This is a genomic window from Ruegeria sp. CDSA079 (assembly GCF_059612245.1).
Genome location: NZ_JBXWQF010000004.1, coordinates 154,651 through 173,454, shown reverse-complemented (window position 1 = coordinate 173,454; position 18,804 = coordinate 154,651). Strand labels below are relative to the sequence as shown.

Here is an 18,804-nt window from a genome sequence, read left to right as displayed (position 1 = left end):
ATGGACAGCGCATTCCTGATAACCGCGTTCACGACGCTATTTGTGGTCCTTGATCCGCCCGCGCAAACACCGATCTTTGTGGCACTGACTCAGGGCATGGACTGGAACACGCGCCGTTCCATCGCGGTTCGGGCGTGCCTGACCGCGGGCTTCATTCTGACCCTGTTCGCCGCGTTCGGTGAAGCTCTTTTGGGGTTTGTCGGCATCTCGATGGAGGCGTTTCGCGTTGCAGGGGGCGTTCTGCTGTTCCTGACCGCGCTCGACATGCTGTTCGAACGCCGCACCAAACGGCGCGAAAGCAGCGCCGAGGAAGAGGAACATCCGGACCCGTCCGTATTTCCCTTGGGCATCCCGCTGATCGCCGGTCCCGGCTCGATTGCAACGATGATTCTGCTTGCGGGTCAGCAGCCCGGCATTCAGGGTCTTGCCGTTGTCATTGGCGTCATGCTTGTCGTTCTGGCGATGGTATTCGTGATGTATCTGACATCCGGCGCTGTGGCGCGTGTTCTGGGCAAGACCGGGCTGAATGTTCTGACCCGTTTGTTGGGTATGTTGCTGGCAGCGCTTTCGGTACAGTTCATTCTGGATGGTCTCAAAGCCTTTGGTTTTGCCGCATAAACCCCCATATAGCGTAGTACTGGCTGAAGTGGGGATACGCGAATGGAAGGCGTAAATTTCGGACAACTGGTCTATCTGGTCGTACTTGGCCTGGCGGTTGCGTTTTGGTTCGTTTCGCAAAACCGCCAGTCCCTGAACAAGACGTTGCAACAGGTGATGGCCTGGGTGTTCATCTTTGTTGGCGTCATCGCTGTTATCGGCCTGTGGGAAGACATCCAGTCTTCGGTTGGCCCCGCCCCGCAGATGACCGTTTCGGGCGAAACGATCGAGGTGCCCCGCGCCTATGATGGCCATTATTACCTTCCGGTTCTGGTGAATGGTGAGCCAATCAACTTTCTTGTCGACACCGGCGCCAGCCAGATCGTGCTGAGCGCACAGGATGCCGAACGCGCAGGCATCGACCCCAATCAACTGAACTATTTCGGACGCGCCCTGACCGCCAATGGCGAGGTGCGCACCGCTCCGGTCCGGCTTGAAACCCTGACTGTTGGCCCCATCACGGATCAAAACGTTTCAGCCTGGGTCAATGAGGGCGAGTTGCACAAGTCCCTGCTGGGGATGGATTACCTGCATCGGTTTTCGAATATCCAGTTTGCAGACGGGCGCATGATCCTGTCGCGCTGACCTCTTTGGAATCGCTTTCGATTATTGAGAACAAAATAGGAACATGCTAAACTGTCCGCATGTCTGCCCATCTTCTCGATCAAAGACCCGCGCGCGCTGCTCCCGGGTTGAGCCTACATAATCAGATCACTCTGCAACTGGGCCGCGTGCACGAGGCATGTGGCCCAGCCCGGCGTAGTTTTGCCATGTGGCTGGCTGGTCAGGCGCAGGGCCCGGTCTTGTGGATTTCCCCCGCGTGGGAACCCGGCCAGCTAAACCCCGATGGGATGATGGCCTTTGCCGATCCGGCCCGGTTCATCTTTGTTCATCCCACCCGTGCCGAGGATCTTCTGTGGTGCATGGAAGAGGCACTGCGCAGCGGGGCGATCCCACTGATCATCGGCGACCTGCCGGGCGCGCCGGGGCTGACACCGGTGCGTCGGATGCATCTGGCCGCAGAACAGGGCGGCACGATGGGGCGGGCTCCGCTTGGCCTGCTGCTGACCCCTGGTGACGGTGGCGCGCAAGGGGTCGAGACGCGCTGGCACATGGCTGCGGCCCATCAGGGCGAGGCCCGGCGCTGGACCCTGACCCGCCGCCGCGCACGCGCCCTGCCCCCGATCACATGGCAGGCCAGCATGACCGCCGCCCGCGCAGGGCTGGAGTTGATCCGGCCCCAGACCGATGATGCTTTGGGGTAACACGGCAAATCGCTCACCCAAGATGTGATTGGCTAAACGCAGGGCACCGCCCTAGCGTTTATGCACACGCAAAAGATGCACCTGGCCACCAGTGACCGCCATCTCTGCAAACAAGATCTGAATAAAAGGGACCACCCGCGCGTTAACCAAGAGTTACCCCCTGCGCTCTAACGTCAAGGCACAGGCGCGCACAACAGGTTCGAACACACCCGAAACACCAGCACAGGCAAGAGGAACCTTCATGACCAGAATGACCAGACGGGCCGTGATAGCCGGGTTGGTGGCATGGCCGGCACTTACCTCTGCGCAGACCGCATTGATCCCTTACGCTCTGGCGTCCAAAGGCACATCGGTTGGATTCACCTTCGATCTGTCCGGGGTTTCGCAATCCGGCACGATGCCGATCCAATCGGCTGCAATAAAACTGGATACAAAGCGTCTGCAAAACAGCAAGGTCGACGTGATCCTGAACGTTGCCAATGCGCGAACCAGATTACCGTTTGCGCGCGGCCCCATGCTGGGGGAAAGCGTACTGAACGCCGATGCACATCCGACCATTCGCTTCACCTCGACCGAAATCCAGCTCGGTCCGAGTGGACGCATTTCGGACGGGGCCACCATTACAGGAGACCTCACCGTGCGTGGCATAACCCGCCCGGTGATCCTCGACGCCGCGCTGTACCGCCCGCCAGGCAGCGCAGCGGATGACCTCAACGCCCTTTCGATCCGCCTGACAGGAACACTGGACCGCCACGCTTTTGGGGCCTCTGGCTATCCCGAACTGGTCGATGACACGGTCGGGCTGAACATCCGCGCCGAGATCACGCGCCAGAACTAAACAGCGAAACTGCAAAAAACGACACACGAGGGTCGATTAGACACGCGCAACCGGTCTGAGTGCGTTATGCCTGACCTCACTATGCGCACGATCATTTCATTTGCCGCCCTGTTTCTTTCGGTCATTCTGCTGCAGCTCTCTACGGGCGGCGTGGGTCCACTCGATGCCATTTCGGGCATCACGCTGAATTTCACGACAGAACAGATCGGTCTGTTGGGCTCGTCCCATTTTATCGGCTTTTTCGTCGGGTGCTGGTGGGCCCCGCGCCTGATGGGCAGTATCGGGCATTCACGCGCTTTTGCCGTATGCACCGCATTGGGCTCAATGGGGCTTATTGGACACACTCTGACGGACGACCCTTACATCTGGGCCGCATTACGGATCGCATCGGGGACCTGTGTTGCGGGCAGCTATACGGTGATCGAAGCCTGGCTGAACGCCAAGGTCAACAACGAGACACGCGGGCGCGCCATGGGAACCTATCGGATTGTCGATATGGGCGCGTCTCTTGGTGCGCAATTGATCATCGCGGTACTGCCGCCTGCGTCTTACGTTTCGTACAACCTACTGGCTATTTTGTGCTGTGCCGCGCTGCTGCCACTGACATTGACCAAAGCCAGCCAACCCAAAACACCCGACGCGCCGCGATTGCGTCCGAAACTGGCCTGGCGCAGCTCTCCTCTGGCGGTGGCAGGCGTGATTGTCGCCGCGCTCAGTTCGGCCTCTTTCCGCATGGTCGGCCCGGTTTACGGGCAAGAGGTCGGCCTGGGTGTCGATCAGATCGCCTTCTTCCTGGCCTCGTTCGTGTTGGGTGGTGCGCTGGCACAATACCCCGTGGGCTGGCTGGCCGACAAATATGATCGGCGCTGGGTGCTGATCTGGCTATCTGCAGCTGCGGTGCTCAGTTGTGGAGTAACAATGATGGCAAGTGGCAGCGGGACCATTGGTGTGATGTCGGCGGCAGTATTCTTTGGCCTGACAACCTTTCCGATCTTCTCGGTCTCTTCCGCCCACGCAAATGACTTTGCCACGACCGAGGAACGTGTTGAACTATCAGCCGCGCTGATGTTCTGGTTTGCGCTGGGGGCCATCGCGTCGCCCTATATCTCGTCGACCTTGATCCAAAAGTTCGGCCCCGAAGCCCTGTTTGCTTTCGTCGCATTTGGACATGCCTTCCTGATCATCTTTGGTCTGGCCCGGATGCGGTCGCGGCCTACACCAGATGAGCGTACGAACTACGTCTACGCTCCGCGGACCTCGTTCACGATAGGTCGGCTATTGAAACGGTCGCGGGAAAAGTAAAAAAGGCCGGGAAGCACCCGGCCCTTTCAACCACTTCAGGGGGCAGTTGCGTCAGTGCTCGGTACGCGATTCTTCTGCTGGTTCTTCAGCTTCTGCGGGCTCAACAGTCTGCTCCAGAGCACCGTTCACAACGCCGCCAACACCGTTTTCTATCGACAGGCCCAATTCTTCGCCCAGTTTCTTGAGCGCGGGCATCTGGACGGCCATGCCCATGATTGAATCCAGTGCCTGATTAACCACGGGCTTGTCGGCGTTGGCCGAACCACCACCCGAGGCGCCTGCACCAATGCCACCAACCTGATGGATCTTGATCGAGTCGATCTTTTCGGCTGGTTTGACCATTTCCGAGATGATCGAGGGCATGGCTTCGATCCGCGCCAGATCGACCTTCATGCGGATTTGCGCAGCGGACAGAGCGTTGTCGGCCTCGACAATCGCACGTTTACCTTCCGCTTCGGCCAGCATGTCGTTCTTCTTGGCTTCGGCACGAATGTTGAGCGCGTCGGCATCGGCCTGAGCTTCCTCGCGCCGGGCTTCGGCACGGTCGGCGGCGGCCTCTTTCTCGGCCTGTGCAGCGAGGCGGATCGCGGTTGCCTGACGTTCCGCTTCGCGGGCAGCTTCGATCAGAACGATCTGCTTCTGACGTTCGGCCTCGGCCACTTCACGGGCGGTCACAACAGATTCGGTCGCTTTGGTCGCCTCAGCACGGGCCAGATCCGCCGACGCACGCGCGCGGCTTTCCTCTTCGGATTTCTGCGCGATGATGATCTGGCGCTCTTGCTCGGCCACTTCGATTTCGCGCTCTTTGGAGATTTCCGCATCGCGGATCTTGCGCTCACGCTCGATCTCGGCTGCACGGATGGCTTCCTCACGGGCGATCCGGGCGCGTTCTGTTTCACGTACCGAGTCTTCGGTCCGCGCTGCGATCTCGGCCTCTTGGGCCACGCGCAGGGTTTCCACCATTTGCGTCTGTTCAATACGCGCCTGTTCTTCGTCTTTTTCGATCAGCAGCTTCTGACGCTGTGCTTCCATCGCCGCACGACGCACCTCAACCTCGGCATCCGCATCAATCTGCGCGCGCTCTTTCTTTGAAGTCGCGATAACCTCGGCCAGCTTGCGCATACCCACGGCGTTAAACGCGTTGTTCTCATCCAAAGCTTCGAACGGGGTCTGGTCCAGCGCGGTCAGCGAGACGGATTCCAGCGACAGGCCGTTTTTCAGCAGATCCTCGGACACCGCATTCTGCACTTCCTGCACAAAGTCGGCGCGGTTTTCGTGCAGACCGTCCATGGTCATCTGAGCCGCCACGGCGCGCAGGCCATCAATCAGCTTGCCTTCGATCATCTCGCGCAATTGCTCGACATCAAAGGTGCGATCACCCAGCGTTTGAGCCGCGCGGGCGATCCCTTCTTCGGTCGCCATGACCGAGACGTAGAACTCGACACCCACGTCCACGCGCATCCGGTCTTTGGTGATCAGTGCAGCCTCACCGCTGCGCTGCACCTCAAGGCGCAGGGTTTTCATGTTTACGGGGCTGGCTTCATGCAACAGAGGCACGATCACGACACCACCGTCCATAATGACTTTTTTGCCGCCTGCCCCGGTTTTCACCAGGCTCACTTCGCGGGTTGCGCGTTTGTATAGACGGCCAAGCACAAGGCCGATGAACAGCAGAACGGCCAGAATGGTGACGACCGTAATGGCCAGGAAAGAAACTTCCATGCAAAATCCTCCGATTTTAGGGTTTGAAATTTGATTAGTCTGACAATCCAACCAGAACGAACCGGTCGCGCCGTCTGTCGCGCAGCACCAAAACCTCGGTGCCTTGCTCAAGGATGTCTTTGTCCTGCAGCGGCTCGGCCCGCAGGTGATGCGTGTTGCCGAACCGGTCCATCACCCGCACCTCTGCCGCGCGCCCGCGTGAAGCAGTCCCTTGCGAGATCACGCCCCGGCGGCGGGCCAGCATCCGTTCCGACATTGCCTCGGTCTCGGTCTTGGGCAACAGCCGGGCAAAGACTGTGCCAAAGCCACGCGCAAACCACAGGCCAAACGCACCGGCAGGAATGGCCGCCATCCAACTGGGCAGGTCAAATCCCAGCAGATCGCGCAGCGCCAGTTGCAGGCCGATGCCCGACAGGCCGAAACCTGCCAACAGTACCACCAGCCAGATCATGAACGGCACTTTGCCGATCCCCAGCCAGGCCATCGGGCCTGCTGCGTCTGCCTGAGGTACCTCCGTCTCAATCTCGGCCAGTTCGAATTCGCTCAGATCGAAATCCGCATCGATATCAAGATCGAAATCCGCGGCATCCAGATCCAGGGCATCCACCACATCCACATCGACCTCGCCCTCACCCGCCAGCAAACTTCCACCCAACACCAAAGCAATCAGCTCCAGTGCCAGCAGGCCGAACAACAGCGCAAGTGCCATAGTGAATGGTACAAATGCACCTTCGAGCAGGAAGTCGAACATCAATGTATGGCCCTCGTAATTGTATACCTTTGTATACACTGAATATGGGTAGTCATAACGATATTTCAAGAGGTTGTGATTCTGGAATTCAACCTAAGGGTGGTGTCACCCCCCGCCCGTATACAATCCGAAATCCGGTGTCAGGTGTTTTTTTATTGCCGATCATTGCTTTTCAGGGCGCAAGTGCGTAACCCGGCCTTTTGCTGACGGACGACATAAGGTAGACGGGCGCGCAGACAGATATGCGGAAGCGGAACATGGCTCGGATTCTCATCACCTCAGCGATCCCCTACATCAACGGGATCAAGCACCTCGGCAACCTGATCGGCTCGCAACTGCCAGCCGATCTGTATGCGCGTTACCAGCGTGCCCGGGGGAATGAGGTCATGTTCCTGTGCGCCACGGATGAACACGGCACGCCGGCCGAACTGGCTGCCGCCAAGGCAGGCAAGCCGGTGGCCGAGTACTGCGCCGACATGTATACGGTTCAGGCCGATATAGCCAAACGGTTTGGCCTCAGCTTCGATCACTTCGGTCGTTCGTCCAGCGATCAGAACAAGCGTCTGACCCAGCATTTTGCAGGTAAGTTGGATGACGCGGGCCTGATCCGCGAAGTCAGCGAGAAACAGGTCTATTCCAACGCCGACGGTCGTTTTTTGCCCGACCGCTATATCGAAGGCACCTGCCCCAATTGCGGCTATGAGCGCGCGCGCGGTGACCAGTGCGAAAACTGCACCAAACAGCTGGACCCGACAGACCTGATTGAGCCACGTTCGGCCATTTCCGGCTCGACCGATCTGGAAGTGCGCGAGACCAAGCATCTGTATCTTCGCCAATCGGCGATGAAGGATCAGTTGGATGCGTGGATCGACAGCAAGGCGGACTGGCCTATCCTGACCACCTCAATTGCCAAGAAGTGGCTGCATGACGGCGACGGCCTGCAAGACCGGGGCATCACCCGCGATCTGGACTGGGGCGTGCCGGTCAAAAAAGGCGATCAGGATTGGCCAGGGATGGAAGGCAAGGTCTTCTATGTGTGGTTCGACGCGCCGATCGAATACATTGCCTGCGCCAAGGAATGGGCCGATGCCATTGGCAAGACCGACGCCGATTGGGAGCGCTGGTGGCGCACCGACAAAGGCGCAGACGACGTGCGTTATGTCCAGTTCATGGGCAAGGACAACGTGCCTTTCCATACGCTGTCTTTCCCGGCGACCATTCTGGGCACCAACACGCATAATGAAGTGAGCGGATCATCCGAGCAATGGAAGCTGGTCGATTATATCAAGTCGTTCAACTACCTGAACTATGATGGCGGCCAGTTCTCGACCTCGCAAGGTCGCGGCGTGTTCATGGACCAGGCGCTGGAAATCCTGTCCGCCGACTACTGGCGCTGGTGGCTGCTCAGCCATGCCCCTGAAAGCAGCGACAGTGAATTCACCTGGGAAAACTTCCAGCAATCGGTGAATAAGGACCTCGCCGACGTTCTGGGTAACTTTGTCAGCCGGATTACCAAGTTCTGCCGCTCGAAGTTCGGTGAAGCCGTGCCGGAAGGCGGCAACTATGGCGATCGTGAAAACGCTCTGATCAACGAACTCACCAAACGTGTTCGCGCTTATGAAGGGCATATGGAGGCGATGGAGGTCCGCAAATCGGCGCAGGAGTTGCGGGCGATTTGGGTTGCTGGCAACGAATATCTTCAGGCCGCGGCCCCATGGTCAACCTTTAAGGAAGACCCCGAGCAGGCTGCCGCTCAGGTGCGCCTGGGTCTGAACCTGATCCGTCTGTACGCCGTGCTGAGCGCGCCGTTCATTCCTGACACTTCGGCCCGCATGTTGAGCGCGATGAACACGCTCGACACTGCCTGGCCGGAAGACGTGGCCGCGGCGCTCAGCGCCCTGCCCGCGGGTCACGACTTTACCGTGCCCGACGTTCTGTTCGCCAAAGTCACGGATGAACAGCGCGAGGAGTGGCAGGAGAAATTCGCAGGCACACGCAGCTGAACACGGCGTGATCCAAACGACAAGCGGGGGCTTTATCAGCCCCTGTATTGCGGGCTTGCATGAAACAGCTGAATATCTAAACCATCCAAAGCGCTGAAATTTTTGGCATCGCCTCTCATTGGCCCTAGATTTATCGCGCTTGAGAATTCACCGCAAAAAAGTCATCCTGACACCAAGTACTTCCGACTCGGGTCGCCATGCCGGCGGACTCGGCATCAATTGTTTCTGTCACGTACGAGGCGTTACATGTTCCCAGCACATATTCCTTCCACCCGGACCGGCAGGCCTCTGGCCACTGCACTTTTGCTGTTGTCCCTGGGACTGGCGCACGCCGCAGTCGCGCAAGAGGAAGGCGCGCCGCCAAAAGTGTCGATTTCGGCGGCCTATACCGAAGAAATCACCGACGAGGCCACATTCATCGGGCGTGCTCAGGCAATCAACAAGGTCGACATCGTGGCCCGCGTGAACGGGTTTCTCAACAGCCGCGAGGTCGAGGATGGCGCAACTGTCAAGGAAGGGGATCTGCTGTTCACCATCGAACCCGACCTTTACGAAGCGACACTTGAGGCCCGCAAAGCTGATCTGAACCGAGCGCAGGCAAATCTCGAACTCGCAAAAGTCGATCTTGCCCGTAAAGAAGAACTGTACAAACGCGACGCCACGCCGGAATCGGAACGCGACATTGCCCGCGCCAACGAGTTGGTTGCAGAGGCAGAGGTGAAGGCAGCGAATGCCGCGATCCAACAAGCCGAGCTTGACCTGAGTTATACGCAGATCCACGCGCCGTTTGACGGGCGTATCGGCAGCATCACCACCAGCGTTGGCGACGTGGTCGGTCCAAACAACCCTCCACTGGTCAATATCGTCAGCGAAATGCCAATTTACGTGAATTTTTCTCTTAACGAAAAATTATTCACGACCGTTTTGGAAACCTATGGCGAAAACTCGGCCTCTTTGGCGGAAAGCCCGCAAAGCCCTAATGTTCACGTGATCCTGCCAAATGGAAGCGAGTTGGATGAAACCGGCAGAATCGTCTTCGTCGATAACCGCATTGATCCCTTGACCGGCGCGATCACGGTCCGCGCCCAGTTCGACAACTCAAACCGGCTGATCCTGGATGGTGCATTTGTAAACGTACAGATCGAAGCGCTGGAGCCGACCTTGCAGGTTCTTGTGCCGCAAGCCGCCTTGCAGCGCGATCAGCGGGGTGAGTTTGTTCTGGTGGTCAATGACAAACAGATGGTGGAACAGCGCTACATCACCACTGGCGACACATACGGCACCGCGATCATCGTGACGGACGGTCTGCGCGAAGGTGAAAGTGTGATTGTTGAGGGCCTGCAGAGGGTCCGCCCCGGCGTGGCTGTTGACGCGGTCGTTGCCTCTGAACAGCCGGGAGAATAACTGATGTTCTCAGCCCTGTTCATCAGCCGGCCCAAGCTGGCGCTTGTCATTTCGCTGGTGCTGACCATCATGGGCGGCATCGGTTATCTGGTGCTGCCGGTGGCACAGTTTCCGGATATCACGCCACCTGTTGTCAGCGTTACAACCACTTATACCGGCGCGAATGCGGAAACGGTGGAGAATACTGTCGCCGCCCCGATTGAAGCGCAGGTCAACGGCGTGGATGACATGATATACATGACGTCCACCTCATCCGATAACGGCTCGTATTCTCTGAATATCACCTTCGAGGTGGGCACGGATCCAGACATCGCATCTGTCAACGTGCAGAACCGGGTGGCGCAGGCCATGTCATCGCTGCCGAGCGAAGTGACATCTTCGGGAGTGGTCACACAAAAGGCTTCGACCAACATGCTGTTGCTGGTGACGTTGACCTCACCGAATGGCACCTATGACAGCGTGTTTTTGTCGAACTATGCCTCGATCAACCTGCGCGACGCGCTGGCACGCGTGCAGGGCGTTGGTAAAGCCGATGTTCTGACCAACCTGGAATACGCAATGCGGATCTGGATGGATCCCGACAAGATGGCAGCGCTGTCCATCACTCCGGGCGACGTGATAAACGCAATCCGTGAACAGAATATCGAAGTGTCCGCCGGTTCGATTGGCGCGCCTCCGGTGCCTGAAGGGCAGACGTTTCAGTACACGATCAAATCCAAGGGTCGTCTGACTTCGGCAGATGAATTTGGCGACATCGTGATCCGCACCGGTGCCGATGGTGCGATTGTCCGGGTCAAAGACATCGCACGTACAGAACTAGGCGCACAGTTTTATTCGGCTTCGGGCTATTTCCAAGCGGTCCCGGCCACAGTGATAGGCATCTATCAAGCCCCTGGCGCCAACGCTCTGGCGGTCTCGGACCGCGTACAGGCTGAACTGGACCGCCTGTCCCGCGCGTTTCCCACCGATATCGAATATGATGTGCCTTTCAACACAACTGACTTCGTCGAGTCTTCTCTGAACGACGTGGTTTCGACCCTGATCCTGACCTTCATCCTCGTGATCTCGGTGGTTTTCGTGTTCCTGGGAAGCTGGCGTGCCACAATCATTCCCGCTGTGGCCATCCCGGTTTCTTTGATAGGTACCTTTGCCTTCTTGCTAGCCTTCGGCATGTCGTTGAACACGATCTCTCTGTTTGCGCTGGTCCTTGCCATCGGGATTGTGGTGGATGACGCCATCGTCGTGGTTGAAAACGTTGAACGCATCATCGCCGACGAAGGGCTGCCTCCTGCTGAGGCGACCCGAAAAGCGATGGGCCAGATCACTGGCCCGGTTATCGCAACCACGCTGGTTCTGTTGGCGGTTTTTGTGCCGGTCACCTTTATGCCCGGCATCTCGGGGCGGCTCTATTCTCAGTTCGCGGTCACGATCTCAACCGCTGTTGTGATTTCGTCCATCAACGCGCTGACCCTATCGCCCGCGCTGTGTGGGTTGGTCCTTCGGGCACGATCTGGCCCGCCCAAAGGGCTGCTTGCCGTGTTCGAAAGCTTTATCGGCACCGTGCGCAGTGGTTATGTCGCCATTGTACGAAAACTGTTGGTTTTTCCGGCCATTGCACTGGCCATCGTGGTTGGGCTTGGCATGGGAACGGGAACGATCATGTCGAACACCTCAGCCGGGTTTATCCCGCTTGAGGACAACGGCTATCTGTTCGTCGACGTGCAATTGCCCGATGCGGCGACGTTGGAACGGACCGAGGCTGTGACCGCCCGCCTTGACGATCAGCTGCGCGAAATCCCTGGCGTGGCCAGCACGGTTCTGGTCAACGGCTTTTCGCTGCTGAACGGTACGATCACCAACGGTGCCGCGATCTTTGTGAACCTCGACAACTGGAGCGAGCGGCAGGAAGACGACCTGAGTGCTGATGCCATCCTCGCCAAAGTACTGGCGATATCCAACAGCGAGTCAGCTGCCTCAATCGTTGCCTTCAACCCGCCGCCCATCCAGGGTCTCGGTATGTCTGCCGGGGTTGAAATGGAGGTGCAGCAAACCGGTGGAGGCACGCCTCAGGATCTGGCCTCAGCCGTGGGTTCGTTCGTTTATTCGGCCAATCAAAGGGCCGAGATCGGGCAAGCCTATACAACCTTCCGCGCCAACGTTCCGCAGCTTTTCGTGGATCTGGATCGTGAAAAAGCCAAGACGCTCAACGTCTCGGTGGCCGAAGTTTTTCAGACCATGCAGGCGCAATTGGGGTCTTACTATGTAAATGACTTCAACCTGTTTGGCCGCGTCTATCGCGTCATGATCCAGGCCGATGGCACCTATCGCGACAATGTCGATGATATCGCCAATCTCTACGTCCGTTCGCAGAATGGCGACATGGTGCCTTTGGGCACACTGATCGACGTGGAAAACGTATTGGGGCCGGTCCTGCTGAAACGGCACAACCTGTTCCGGTCGGCCACGGTGACAGCTGTACCCGCGCCCGGCCTGTCCAGTGGTGACGCCATCACGGTAATGACAGAGGAATCCCAAACCGCCCTGCCCCCCGGATATGCGTTCGAATGGACCGGCACGGCTCAGCAACAGCTGGCCTCGGGCAGTCTGGTGGTCATCATTCTGGGGCTTGCGATCCTGTTCGGATACCTGTTCCTGGTTGGTCAGTATGAAAGCTGGACCTTGCCCGTCTCGATCCTGCTGTCCGTGGTCGTGGCCCTGTTCGGGGCGGTGGCGGCGGTCGCCATCGTCGGCAGTGACATCAATCTTTATACGCAGATCGGGATGATCATGCTGGTGGGGTTGGCGTCGAAAAACGGCATTCTGATCGTTGAATTTGCGATGGAGCAACGCGCCAAGGGTCTGTCGATCAAAGAAGCCGCAGCCGAGGCCGCGCATCAACGGTTCCGCGCTGTGATGATGACCGCCCTGTCCTTCCTGCTGGGGGTTGTTCCGCTGCTGGCCGCCAATGGTGCTGGCGCTGCCAGCCAGAAGGCGATTGGTGTGGCTGTGTTCGGCGGCATGTTGGCCGCGACGCTGGTTGGTGTGATCGTGGTTCCGGTGCTCTACGCCCTCATGCAAAGCATGAGAGAGTGGCTGAAAGGCAGCAAAAAAGATCCCGACCCGTCCGAGTCCGCGGCCTGATCCTGTAATTAACCCCGCCTCAACGGCGGGGTTTTTTCTTAGTGTGATCTTGCGCGGCGCCGTTTGGCAATCTCGTGGATCACCTGTTTTGCGTCGACCGGCGGTTCCTGCTCGATCCTGCGATACTCTGATCCATCCCTGCGCCGCGTCAGCAACCCGCAAGAAATCATCGTGCGCCGCAACGTGGCAGGGTCATCGAAACAATGCTCGGCATTGAGACAGGCGTTGACCTCGGCCTCATTTACGGCCCTACCCGATGGCACTGCAGCCCAAAGAGCCCAAAGTGACAGGTTTTGCACCGAACGTTTCGAAGGCCATTGCCGCAACCTGCCCTGCGTGTCGAACAGGTATAACGAGCGTTCAACCACACGCGCATTGGCCGCTGGCGGGTCCGAGCGCGCCTGCAATCGGCGACTGGCGGCGCTGTCGGCCCGCATATGTTGTACATTCTGATAACCTGCCGCGCGCGCGACCATGTTCATCAGAGTCAAGTGCGAGGGGCTGGCCTCTCCCAACTGGGTGGCCAAGGTTCGAACAAAGGGGGTCAGATCATCCACATGCAAAGGGACTGGTATCTTGCTCATCACACATCCAAATCGGGCGTTCTGTGCATTCGTTGGCCGCTGACCTGACGAAGCAACGCCCTGAGTGTTGCGATGTCAATCATCTGTTAAAGGCAGGTTTAGCACTCTGAGAAAGAGCAGCGGCGCCTCGGTGTCTGCCGACCGTACCCAAGGGCTAGCATAACAGGGGTCCACCGCCAAGGGGCCTGCAAACCCTGTCACGCGCTGCGCCGCTCGGCCATCCAGCTATCGATCCGCGCGATTTGCTCGTCACTGAGCCGAAGCCCCAGCTTGTTGCGTCGCCAGACGACATCTTCGGCAGTGCGGGCATATTCCTTGTCCATCAACCAAGCGACCTCTTGCGCGGTCAGGGTTGCGCCAAAATCCTCACTCAGGTCAGACACCTGTTTTGCACCACCTATTACCTCGCGCGCCTCGGTCCCGTAGGCGCGGATCAAGCGGGCCGCCCATGCTGGGTCGAGGAACGGGTATTTCGCCAGAAGCTCGCTTTGAAGGGTGTCGACGGAATCCACCGGAAAGTCTCCACCGGGCAGAGCAACTCCGGCAGTCCAGGGTTTGGGCAGGTCCGGAAAGAAATCGGCCACTTTTTCCAACGCGCTTTCTGCAAGCCTGCGATAGGTGGTGATTTTGCCACCAAACACGTTCAAGACAGGCGCCCCACCCTGCGCATCGACTTTCAGCGTATAGTCTCGCGTCGCCGCTGTGGCGCTGCTGGCCCCATCGTCATACAGCGGGCGCACACCGGAATACGTCCAGACAATATCATCGCGGGTCACGGCGCGTTGGAAGTATTTTGACGCGAACGCACACAAATACTCCTGCTCGGCCTCGGTACATACCGGCGCGGTGGACGGATCCGGATGATCCTGATCGGTTGTGCCAATCAGGGTAAAGTCCTGCTCGTAGGGAATGGCAAAGATGATGCGGCCATCTTCGCCCTGAAAGAAATAACACTTGTCGTGATCGTACAATCTAGGTGTCACAATATGACTGCCGCGCACCAGCCGAACGCCCTCGCGCGAGTTCACGCGGATCTTGGTTTGGATGATGTCGCCGACCCACGGACCACCTGCGTTGATCAACATTCTGGCCTGGATCACACGGGTCTGGTTACTGTCCCGATCCCGCACCGTCACCTCCCACAGATCACCCACCCGCTCGGCCGAGATCACTTTGGTCCGTACCATGATTTGCGCACCTCGCGCCTCAGCATCACGCGCATTCAGGACCACCAGACGGGAATCCTCGATCCAACAGTCGGAGTACTCATAGGCCGTTTCGAACCTGTCTTGCAAAGGGGCCCCTTCCGGTGCCGTGCGCAGGTTCAGCGACTTGGTACCGGGCAGGATTTTGCGCCCGCCAAGATTGTCATACAGGAACAACCCCAAACGGATCAGCCAGGCCGGACGCCGCCCACGCATCCATGGCATCACCGTGCTGAGCAAGCGAGAGGTCGGCGTTTCCGAGTCAAACCGCATGTCCTTGTGGTAAGGCAACACAAAGCGCATCGGCCAGCTGATATGTGGCATCGCCCGCAGCAGGGTTTCACGTTCGATCAATGCCTCGCGGACCAGCCGAATTTCAAAAAACTCCAGGTATCGCAACCCGCCATGAAACAGCTTGGTCGATGCCGAAGACGTAGCCGATGCCAGATCGTTCATTTCCGCCAGTGTCACCGACAAGCCCCGCCCGGCGGCGTCCCGTGCGATACCACAGCCATTGATGCCGCCGCCAATGATGAAAAGGTCTGTGATCTGATCGTCAGTCGACTGCATATCTTTTGATTCCTCGCGAGGCATTGTCTGGCGCATTAGCCCGAAAGTCATTCGCTTGGTCAATGTTTATGTTCGTTTATTTTCTTTTTGCAACGCTGATATGAAAAATTCGCAGCCCTTCTTGCCAAACTTACCCAAAAGAACAAAAACGAAGGAACGCGTTTTTGAGTGGACCCGCCCCATGTCTCTGTCTTTTCGCCAATCCGACATTCTGGACATCGCCAGTACCGAAGGGCGCGTCACGGTTGACGGGCTGGCTGAACGTTTTGGCGTCACCGTTCAGACGATCCGGCGCGATCTGACGGAACTGGCTGACGCCGGTAAACTTGACCGGGTCCATGGCGGCGCGGTTCTACGCTCAGGCGTGTCCAATATCGGCTATGACGACAGACGTGCGCTGAACGCAGATGCCAAAACGCGCATCGCACAAGCCTGCGCTGCGGAAATTCCGGATGGCGCGTCAATCTTCATGAATATTGGCACCTCGACCGAGGCCGTGGCGCGGCAAATGCTGAGCCATAAGAACCTGATGGTCGTGACGAACAACATGAACGTCGCCAACATCCTTATTGAAAACCCAGATTGCGAAGTTGTCATGGCTGGCGGTGTTCTGCGGCGCTCGGATGGCGGGTTGATCGGCACCCTGACTGTTTCAACCATCCAACAGTTTAAGTTTGATCTGGCCGTCATCGGATGCTCGGCGCTGGATCGAGACGGAGATCTGTTGGATTTCGATTTTCAAGAAGTTCAGGTCAGCCAAACCATCATCGCACAAGCACGGCGCACCTTTCTGGTGGCAGATCATTCAAAGTTTCAGCGTTCGGCCCCTGCACGGATCACCTCGATGTCCGAAATCAATACGATTTACACAGACGTTCATCTGCCGGGTGATCTACCGCAACACTGTCGGGAGTGGCGAACAGAAGTCGTTCTCTGCGCGTAGTAACTTTCGCACTTCAACGTTTGGGTGAATTGCGCAGCTTGTCAGATGCCGTTCAGCCTGACACTATCCACTACATGTTACAATGCGCACGGGAGGGGAAGACCGGGCCATGATTGCTTTATTATTTCTGCTGTTTACCGTCACAATGGGGCTCAACTATTTCAACTTGACTAAGGTCGGCAACGTGCTGTTTTTCGCCACGTTGGCTCTCAGCATCTATTGGTTGAAATTCCACGCCACCAGCCAACTGACAATTCAACTTTGAGGGGACCGGCATGACACCTGAACTGTCCCGCACGCTCAACGCGCTGGGTATGCTTGCCGTCTGCCTTGTCTTGGCTTTGGCGTTTTTCTATCAGCTTGTTCTTTACGAACTGCCTTGCCCACTTTGCTTATTGCAACGTGTTGGGCTTGTGGCGGTTGGTGTGGGGCTTGGCTTGAACCTGCTCTATGGAGCTAGACCACAACATTATGCCATTGTGCTGATCGCAGCACTGTACGGCGGCAGTGTTTCGATCCGCCAAATCCTGCTGCATATCGTACCCGGAACAGGCCACTACGGATCACCGGTTCTGGGGCTCCACTATTACACATGGGCCGGGATCGCCTTTTTCCTCATTTTGCTGGGCACGGCGATCATGCTGTTGTTTGAGCGTCAGTACGACAACGACGCGTCCGCAGAGCCGAAATTTGGGGGAAACAAACTGGCCAAAACAGCCTTTTTCATCATGCTGGCGCTGGCTGTGGTGAATGCCGGGTCAACCCTGCTGGAATGCGGTCCCGGCATCTGCGCTGACCCGCCGACAAGCTACAAATTGATTGACGAACTGGACGCGGACGACGGAGGATAAGACAACCTTCGCCCGAAAAGGAGGCACGAGCTTGGGACTATTGGGGCAGCCGCTAGGCTATTACGACTATCTGACTTTCGTGGCGTTGATCCTGCTGCTTGCGGCGGTGATGGCGTTGTTTCTCTTCCTCATGGGGCTTCCGGGGCGGATCGCAATTAAACGCAATCACCCTCATGCCGAAGCCGTCAAGATCATGGGATGGATGGGATTTCTGGCCGTGGTCCCATGGGTCCACGCCTTTATGTGGGCGTTCCATGATGGAATCACCGTCGACATGCGCCGGGGCCCAGACGAAGAGAAAGATGCCATTCGCGACGAAATCAAACGTCTGGGCGGCAAGATCAGGCCCGAGTATCAGGATCGTCTGGACACAGACGATACGCAGAAAAGCTAAGGCCAAAGGAAACCAACAAACATGTTCGTCGCCCTTGGCATCACTCTTTTTTACATCATTTTTGTCTGGCTCATCTTCTTCAAGCTGGAACTTCTGAAATTCAACATCGCCTGGGGCATCGTCTCGTTCTGGGTGGGCGCGCATCTGCTGCTGATCTTTCTGGTGGCGCTGCGGTTCTTTCAGCCCTTCTCGGCAGACAGTCATGTGGTGCGTTCGACCATACAGATCGTGCCCAAACTGACGCAGCCAACGATATTGACCGAGGTACTGGTCGAGCCCAATACTCAGGTTACAAAAGGCGATCCGCTTTATCGCTTTGATGACACCGTGTTTTCGCTGGCGGTGGACAATTCAAAGGCCCAACTGGTCGCGGCCGAGCAGAATGCCAAAATTCTGGAACAGGATGTGATCGCGTCGACCGAAGCAGTGGAACGGGCAAATGCGCAGCTGGCTTATGCGCAGACCCAACAAGCCCGCTATGAAAACCTCGTGCCCGCTGGTGGAGCACGGCAGGACGATTTGGATCGCTGGAACGAGCAGGTGACCGAAGATCTGGCCGCCGTCAAACAGGCTCAGGCAAATCTGGAAAAGGCACAACTGGCTGTGGAATCGCAGATAGACGGCGTGAACACGGGTATTCTTCAAGCTCAGGCCCAATTGGCCGAAGCCGAGTATTTTCTGGAAAACACAACAATCTATGCACCTGAAAACGGTATGATCGTTTCTCAACAGGCACGTCCCGGTCTGGTTGTCGGCGACGTTCGCCTGGGCGCAATTGCCAGTTTCGTGACCGAGGACAGCCCTTATATCCTCGCCACGTTCCGTCAACAGAACCTCAAATTTGTCGAACCTGGGCAAGAGGTTGAGGTGGCGCTGGATCTCTATCCCGGTGAAATCCTGAATGGAAAGGTCGAGGCAATCTGGTGGGCAACTCGGCAAGGGCAATACCTTCCTTCGGGACGCCTGCCCGGTTTTGAACTGCCCAAACTGCCCGGTCGAATTGCAGTGCAGATCACCGTGGATCTGCCAGAAGGCCACACATTCCCCGCAGGTGGCCACGCGGCGGTGGCAATCTATACGGGCATGGGCAAAAGCTTTGAGTTCCTGAGACGCATCAACATCCGTCTCTATTCCTTCGCCAACTTCATCCGACCACTGGATATTTGAGGATGCG

Annotated in this window: 17 protein-coding genes; 13 read left to right on the top strand and 4 right to left on the bottom strand. The window is 57.7% G+C overall.

Annotation, left to right across the window (positions count from 1 at the left end):
* The 5 genes from AC2FJZ_RS05950 to AC2FJZ_RS05930 all read left to right on the top strand — a co-directional run bounded on the left by AC2FJZ_RS05950 (position 1) and on the right by AC2FJZ_RS05930 (position 4,062).
* Positions 1-618: a MarC family protein gene (locus tag AC2FJZ_RS05950; RefSeq protein ID WP_050603578.1), complete on the top strand. Its 618-nt coding sequence runs from the start codon at positions 1-3 to the stop codon at positions 616-618.
* Between the two features lie 42 nt (positions 619-660).
* On the top strand, positions 661-1,242 hold the full coding sequence (locus AC2FJZ_RS05945) for a retropepsin-like aspartic protease family protein (RefSeq protein ID WP_496776504.1): 582 nt from the start codon (positions 661-663) through the stop codon (positions 1,240-1,242).
* Positions 1,243-1,301: 59 nt separating this feature from the next.
* Positions 1,302-1,922, top strand: a complete 621-nt coding sequence (locus AC2FJZ_RS05940; protein WP_496776503.1) for an ImuA family protein — start codon at positions 1,302-1,304, stop codon at positions 1,920-1,922.
* Between the two features lie 241 nt (positions 1,923-2,163).
* Positions 2,164-2,760: a YceI family protein gene (locus AC2FJZ_RS05935; protein WP_496776501.1), complete on the top strand. Its 597-nt coding sequence runs from the start codon at positions 2,164-2,166 to the stop codon at positions 2,758-2,760.
* An 81-nt stretch (positions 2,761-2,841) separates the two neighbouring features.
* Entirely contained in the window at positions 2,842-4,062 is a 1,221-nt protein-coding gene (locus AC2FJZ_RS05930) for an MFS transporter (protein ID WP_496672665.1), read from the top strand.
* A 51-nt stretch (positions 4,063-4,113) separates the two neighbouring features.
* Here AC2FJZ_RS05930 and AC2FJZ_RS05925 read toward each other — a convergent pair whose 3' ends face one another.
* Both AC2FJZ_RS05925 and AC2FJZ_RS05920 read right to left on the bottom strand, forming a co-directional pair.
* Positions 4,114-5,784 carry a flotillin family protein gene (locus tag AC2FJZ_RS05925; RefSeq protein ID WP_496776499.1) on the bottom strand — a complete coding sequence of 557 codons (1,671 nt, stop codon included), beginning with the start codon at positions 5,782-5,784 and terminating at the stop codon, positions 4,114-4,116.
* 34 nt (positions 5,785-5,818) lie between these two features.
* Positions 5,819-6,535, bottom strand: a complete 717-nt coding sequence (locus AC2FJZ_RS05920; protein WP_496776497.1) for an OB-fold-containig protein — start codon at positions 6,533-6,535, stop codon at positions 5,819-5,821.
* 257 nt (positions 6,536-6,792) lie between these two features.
* On the opposite strand from AC2FJZ_RS05920, the gene metG reads away from it, so the two are divergent.
* The 3 genes from metG to AC2FJZ_RS05905 all read left to right on the top strand — a co-directional run bounded on the left by metG (position 6,793) and on the right by AC2FJZ_RS05905 (position 13,083).
* Complete coding sequence (gene metG / locus AC2FJZ_RS05915) at positions 6,793-8,538, top strand: methionine--tRNA ligase (protein ID WP_496776496.1); 1,746 nt, start codon at positions 6,793-6,795, stop codon at positions 8,536-8,538.
* 246 nt (positions 8,539-8,784) lie between these two features.
* Entirely contained in the window at positions 8,785-9,942 is a 1,158-nt protein-coding gene (locus tag AC2FJZ_RS05910) for an efflux RND transporter periplasmic adaptor subunit (RefSeq protein ID WP_050603584.1), read from the top strand.
* A 3-nt stretch (positions 9,943-9,945) separates the two neighbouring features.
* Positions 9,946-13,083, top strand: coding sequence for an efflux RND transporter permease subunit (locus tag AC2FJZ_RS05905; protein ID WP_496776494.1), 3,138 nt, complete (start codon positions 9,946-9,948; stop codon positions 13,081-13,083).
* 38 nt (positions 13,084-13,121) lie between these two features.
* On the opposite strand, the gene AC2FJZ_RS05900 is transcribed toward AC2FJZ_RS05905, so the two are convergent.
* Positions 13,122-13,667 (bottom strand): DUF2087 domain-containing protein, encoded by a 546-nt coding sequence (locus AC2FJZ_RS05900; RefSeq protein WP_496776492.1) that lies wholly within the window; start codon positions 13,665-13,667, stop codon positions 13,122-13,124.
* Positions 13,668-13,864: 197 nt separating this feature from the next.
* On the bottom strand, positions 13,865-15,442 hold the full coding sequence (gene glpD / locus AC2FJZ_RS05895) for a glycerol-3-phosphate dehydrogenase (protein WP_496776490.1): 1,578 nt from the start codon (positions 15,440-15,442) through the stop codon (positions 13,865-13,867).
* 181 nt (positions 15,443-15,623) lie between these two features.
* Here glpD and AC2FJZ_RS05890 point away from each other — a divergent pair, with 181 nt between their 5' ends.
* The 5 genes from AC2FJZ_RS05890 to AC2FJZ_RS05870 all read left to right on the top strand — a co-directional run bounded on the left by AC2FJZ_RS05890 (position 15,624) and on the right by AC2FJZ_RS05870 (position 18,797).
* The gene (locus AC2FJZ_RS05890; protein WP_496776488.1) at positions 15,624-16,385 is read left to right on the top strand and encodes a DeoR/GlpR family DNA-binding transcription regulator; all 762 of its coding nucleotides are present in this window, start codon (positions 15,624-15,626) and stop codon (positions 16,383-16,385) included.
* Positions 16,386-16,494: 109 nt separating this feature from the next.
* On the top strand, positions 16,495-16,650 hold the full coding sequence (locus AC2FJZ_RS05885; protein WP_172677873.1) for a DUF5993 family protein: 156 nt from the start codon (positions 16,495-16,497) through the stop codon (positions 16,648-16,650).
* A gap of 10 nt (positions 16,651-16,660) precedes the next feature.
* A complete protein-coding gene (locus AC2FJZ_RS05880) occupies positions 16,661-17,236 on the top strand; it encodes a disulfide bond formation protein B (protein WP_496672608.1) in 576 nt (191 codons plus the stop codon).
* 31 nt (positions 17,237-17,267) lie between these two features.
* Complete coding sequence (locus tag AC2FJZ_RS05875; protein WP_496672610.1) at positions 17,268-17,630, top strand: DUF3302 domain-containing protein; 363 nt, start codon at positions 17,268-17,270, stop codon at positions 17,628-17,630.
* A 21-nt stretch (positions 17,631-17,651) separates the two neighbouring features.
* Positions 17,652-18,797 carry an HlyD family secretion protein gene (locus AC2FJZ_RS05870; RefSeq protein WP_496776486.1) on the top strand — a complete coding sequence of 382 codons (1,146 nt, stop codon included), beginning with the start codon at positions 17,652-17,654 and terminating at the stop codon, positions 18,795-18,797.
* The last annotated feature ends 7 nt before the right edge of the window (positions 18,798-18,804 follow it).